Genomic DNA, 5133 nt, shown 5'->3' on the forward strand with positions numbered 1-5133 from the left:
CATATGAACAGATATTCATATAAAGTATCTGATAAGAAATGTGTAAGAACATATCTTAAAAGATATGGAAGAAGATATGTCTAATAAGTATTAGAAATCTATGAAATATTAACTTACAATACAGGGTAGAAACTTTCACAATTATCAAAGGAGATATCATGGAAGAAACATTATTGCTGAAGGATTTGAACTGTGCGAATTGCGCAGCAAAAATTGAAGATCGCATCCGCAAAATGGATGGTATTGAATCTGCTAACTTCACAGTAGCAACGCATCAATTGCGTTTAACTGGTGCTTGGGAAGACCGCGAAGCATTAAAACGCGATATTCAAGATATTTGTGACTCCATCGAAGAGGGCGTAACAGTAGCTGATTACGAGCGTAAATCTAAAGCGGCTATGGATGACCATGGTCATGATCACGACCACGGCAGTGAGGCAGTAACGATTGCAGTTATCGTAGCAGGCTTATTATTTATGGCCTACGAAGCGTTGACGACAGTTGTTCCATCCATCGGTTTGCCAGAGTCTATCGAAACTCCAATTTACTATATTGCTTATATTTTGCTTGCCTTCCCAGTATTGCGTATTGCAGGTCGCAATATCTTAAAAGGCCAAGTGTTCGACGAGAACTTCTTAATGTCTATCGCTACATTGGGGGCTATTGCAATCGATGCATTGCCTGAGGCTGTAGGCGTAATCTTGTTCTACCGTATCGGTGAGTTCTTTGAACATAAAGCTACAGATCGTAGCCGTACAGAAATCATGAACGCTGTTGATATGCGTCCACAAGAGGTGCGTGTTGTAGATACATGCTGCGGTGGTGAAATCGTAGTTATGGCTCCTGAAAAGGTTGAGGTAGGCTCAACTATCGAAGTTCGTCCTGGCGATTTAATTCCTCTAGACGGTACTGTTCTTGAAGGTGAAACTCGCGTTAATACAGCTCCTGTAACAGGTGAACCTGTACCGGTTCGTGCTGTACCTGGTACTCAACTTATGTCTGGTTGTATCAACGAATCCGGCCGCATTACGATGCGTGTAGATAAGGTTCTTGAAGAATCTATGGTTACAAAAATCCTTGATGCCGTTGAAAACGCCGCATCTTCTAAACCTAAGATCGACCGCTTCATTACACGTTTTGCTCGCGTATATACACCAATCGTTGTAGCTCTTGCATTGGCTGTTGCTATCATTCCATCTCTTATCACAGGTGAATGGCATAAATGGATCTACACAGCCTTAACATTCCTCGTTATTTCTTGTCCATGCGCATTGGTGCTTAGCGTGCCACTCGCATTCTTCTCCGGTATCGGTAATGCGTCTAAACACGGTATCTTGCTTAAAGGTGGTCGCGTTATCGAGGCGTTGGCTGGTGTGAAAGCAGTAGCTCTTGATAAAACTGGTACTATCACATCTGGTGAATTTAAAGTACAAAACGTAGAAACTGTAGGCTCCCATGTGAGCAATACTCAATTGTTGTCCATGGCATCAGCTATCGAAGCTGTATCTACCCATCCAATCGCAACAAGCATCGTATCTGAAGCAAAGGCTCAAGGCATTGCTGTAGAGGCGTCCGACTTTGTTCAAGAATTGGCAGGCGAAGGTATGGTAGGTATGACAGATGGTCAACAAGTACTGGTTGGTAACCGTCGTCTTATGGAACGTTATAATGTTCAAGGCTATCCAACAGAACCTGCTGAATACGGTACAGAGGTTCTTGTAGCAGAAGGTAATGTATACCTTGGCCGCATCATCATCGCCGATGAAGCTCGTCCTGATTCTGCAGAGGCTATCACTGATCTTAATAGTCAAGACATTAAAACTGTTATGCTTACCGGTGATGCTGAAGCAAGTGCCAATTACATCGCTAAAGAAACTGGTGTAAGTGCTGTTCGCGCTCAATTGTTGCCTCAAGATAAATTATCTGTAGTACAAGATATTCGTTCCGAATATGGTCCTACTATGTTCGTAGGCGACGGCATCAACGACGCTCCAGTACTTGCTGGTGCTGATGTTGGTGGCGCTATGGGTAGCGGTGCTGATGCGGCTATCGAAGCGGCAGACGTTGTGTTCATGCGTCCGTCCTTGACTGCTATCGCACATATCCTTGACTTGTCCAAAGCGACATTGCGCGTAGCATGGCAAAACGTTGTATTCGCTATTGCTGTTAAAGTTCTAATTATGGTATTAGGTCTTTTAGGCTATGCATCCATGTGGTGGGCCGTATTTGGCGATACTGGCGTATCCATCCTTTGTATCTTGAACTCTATTCGTATCTTGCGCCGTTAATATGGTGAAAGCATCCTTTAGATCAAGATAGTAATATAACAAATGACATTCTTCTAATCTGAAAGATTAGCATATAATAACCTCTATGCTGGTGAAAGCTGGTATAGAGGTTTTTTTATAGAGATACTTTTACCATATACATATGTATATCATAAATAGACATAAAGCTGTATATGTATATACGACATATACAAAACTTTCACAATTGAATTGAATAATAGCTATAAAATAGTATATAATTTATTAGATGATTACTATATATTCGTTGGAAGGAGGGATAGCATGATCACGGTGTACAAACACATAGAAGAAGAGTTAGTTTCAGACTGCACTGTATCAGATGCCACAAAAGGTTCTTGGGTAAATTTGGTGAACCCAGACCCCGATGAGTTATCCCTTATCAATATTTTGACAGAAATTCCAACGGATGTTTTAAAGACCGCCCTCGATATGGAAGAACGTTCTCACGTGGAGTTAGAGGACAATTATATCTTCGTTGTTATCAACATTCCAGTAGTTCGCGGTAACGACATGTACGATACAGTACCGCTTGGTATCTTCTTGACGCCAGACTTCTTTATTACGGTCTGCCTCGAAGAATCTGAAGTGTTGTATCCGTTTATTTCTAATCAGATTTCTACGTTCTATACGTTTAAAAAGACTCGTTTCTTGTTCCAAATCTTGTACCGCACAGCGACTATGTTCTTGCGTTATTTGCAACAAATCAACCGTCGTACAGACGACATTGAAGTTCAATTGCGTCATACTACAAAGAATAAAGACTTCTTCCAATTGTTGGAATTACAGAAATCCATGACATACTTTACCTCTGCATTGCGCACGAATGGTACCGTTATGGAGCGTCTATTGCGCTTGCGTGGTCATAGCTCTTACAGACATTTACTCAAAATATACGAAGAGGATGAGGACTTACTAGAGGACGTTATCATCGAGAACAAACAGGCCATGGAAATGGTTGAAATGTACTCCAATATCTTGATGAACATGATGAACGCCTTCACGTCTATCATCTCTAACAACCTCAATATGGTTATGAAAATGTTGGCAACCTTAACGATTACAATGGCCGTGCCAACTATCATATTTAGCTTGTGGGGGACAAACGTTCACTTGCCGTTCCAAGATGATCCAAATGGCTTCTATGAGGTTGTAGGCATTGCACTACTTTGCTCTATTATTGCCATTATTGGGATGTGGAAAAAAGACTTGTTCTAATATTTGAGAGTTGTTGAATGCTTAATTCCGTAGCAAATAGATGAAAGCATAATTTGATAGTAAATAGTTGAAAACTTTATTCAACATTAAATACACATGGAAAAAGCTGGCTTTGAGCCAGCTTTTTTCTTGCCTTATATTACGTTGTTGCTTATTATTAGACCAATCTGATATAATAATACCGTTATGGAGAGGTGTCCGAGTGGTTTAAGGAGCTGGTCTTGAAAACCAGTGACTCCGCAAGGGGCCGTGGGTTCGAATCCCACCCTCTCCGCCACAATTAGAAAGCCCTTTAGGTTATGATATCTACCCCCTTTACTGGATAACCAGTAAAGGGGGTATTTTAATGAGATATAGTTATGAATTTAAAAGAAAAGCAATTGAATTATTCTATCAAGCTGAATTGTTAAATCAAGATCCTACAGTAGTTAGCAAGGTTATTTAAGGTAATTAAAATGAAAAAGCTTTTTTTAAATCTAGAAGTAATTGATGGTTATCCTCCAGTATCTATGGAAAGCATTTGGGCAGAAGAGACCGAAGAAGGCTATCTTAAAATAAATAATATTCCTTTTTATAGCAAAGAAGTCTCTTTTGGTGATATTGTTAGCGTAAATTTCCATGCAATAAACATACCAATTCAAGTAGATATAGAAGAAATATATCTTTTCTTAGATGAGTATGTGGAAACTGACGATTTAGATTATGACACAGGGTATCTGGCACAATAATTTATGCAAGCTGAGGCGTACGATAAATTTCGTGAGGCCTATTGGAAAAAACGTGCACGGGATTATATTGAAAGTTGTAAAAAGAATTCATATTGAAAGGACTAATCATGAAAGAATTATCAAGCATAGAAAAAAATTTAAACATCTTGTTTCCTCAGTCATATAAAAATACCCTTGATAAATTTCAATTATTTATGGAGATTGAATTCAACAACTATCAAATTAATCTCTTTAATGAAGAATCGTTGTTTGATAACTTAAATGGCTTTCCTCAATGGTGCTATTTAAAATACCTAGTAGAGATAAATAAAGAGAAACAACAGATGCCTAATATTGTAGAAAGGCATGACTCAAATGGATATATTGACTCAGAACGAGTAAAAAGAGGTTTGCTGTTTGGCTCTTTAGCTGATGGAGCATGCGTATATTTTGATTTGGAAGATGATTTTTCAATATGGGAGTATTGGCTAGATGATGGAAGTATTGGAAAAGTAGCAGATACTTTTGATGAAATTCTTGAATATGGAAAAATTATAGATTTCGAGTAAATGTAAATTGTATCAAGGTTTAACAAACTCCTAAGGTCGTCTGAAATATTTTTCAGCTGACCGTGAGGCAAAAACAGATTTCATTTAGGATGAAGCTATTAAGAGACTTTTTAAAAAATTAAACAAGCCTTAGCCCGCATGAAACCTCCAATCCTGACGTAGGGCGTGTGTGGAAGCTGATATTTTAAGTCAAGTAGCTAATGAATTTGATCTTAAAACTGAGACTGCTTTGAAAATTTTTTTTGCTAAACACAACTTACAGCTATTCAGGTAGTAAGAAATGTAGATAAAAAACATTTAGCACCATGTCCAAATTGCGCGCCTGTTGTTCAA

The 5133-nt window shown here is 38.8% G+C and carries 4 protein-coding genes and 1 tRNA gene; all 5 read left to right on the plus strand.

What is annotated here, in order from left to right; all coding sequences use genetic code 11:
- The first annotated feature begins 158 nt into the window (after positions 1 to 158).
- The 5 genes from Q0F90_RS07010 (at position 159) to Q0F90_RS07030 (ending at position 4800) form a co-directional block, all read left to right on the plus strand.
- Positions 159 to 2288 carry a cation-translocating P-type ATPase gene (locus tag Q0F90_RS07010; RefSeq protein WP_296004334.1) on the plus strand — a complete coding sequence of 710 codons (2130 nt, stop codon included), beginning with the start codon at positions 159 to 161 and terminating at the stop codon, positions 2286 to 2288.
- 282 nt (positions 2289 to 2570) lie between these two features.
- Complete coding sequence (locus Q0F90_RS07015) at positions 2571 to 3524, plus strand: magnesium transporter CorA family protein (protein ID WP_296004335.1); 954 nt, start codon at positions 2571 to 2573, stop codon at positions 3522 to 3524.
- A 188-nt stretch (positions 3525 to 3712) separates the two neighbouring features.
- A tRNA-Ser gene (locus tag Q0F90_RS07020) sits at positions 3713 to 3801 on the plus strand.
- 178 nt (positions 3802 to 3979) lie between these two features.
- A complete protein-coding gene (locus tag Q0F90_RS07025) occupies positions 3980 to 4252 on the plus strand; it encodes a DUF4265 domain-containing protein (RefSeq protein WP_296004336.1) in 273 nt (90 codons plus the stop codon).
- A gap of 107 nt (positions 4253 to 4359) precedes the next feature.
- Entirely contained in the window at positions 4360 to 4800 is a 441-nt protein-coding gene (locus tag Q0F90_RS07030; RefSeq protein WP_296004337.1) for an SMI1/KNR4 family protein, read from the plus strand.
- The last annotated feature ends 333 nt before the right edge of the window (positions 4801 to 5133 follow it).

Origin of the sequence: uncultured Veillonella sp. (assembly GCF_934190855.1) — a bacterium.
Classification (GTDB): Bacteria; Bacillota; Negativicutes; order Veillonellales; family Veillonellaceae; genus Veillonella.

Bases quoted from the DNA above. Each gene is read 5' to 3' on its own strand.
- Q0F90_RS07010 (WP_296004334.1), top strand. From the start codon at position 159: ATGGAAGAAACATTATTGCTGAAGGATTTGAACTGTGCGAATTGCGCA.
- Q0F90_RS07015 (WP_296004335.1), top strand. From the start codon at position 2,571: ATGATCACGGTGTACAAACACATAGAAGAAGAGTTAGTTTCAGACTGC.
- Q0F90_RS07025 (WP_296004336.1), top strand. From the start codon at position 3,980: ATGAAAAAGCTTTTTTTAAATCTAGAAGTAATTGATGGTTATCCTCCA.
- Q0F90_RS07030 (WP_296004337.1), top strand. From the start codon at position 4,360: ATGAAAGAATTATCAAGCATAGAAAAAAATTTAAACATCTTGTTTCCT.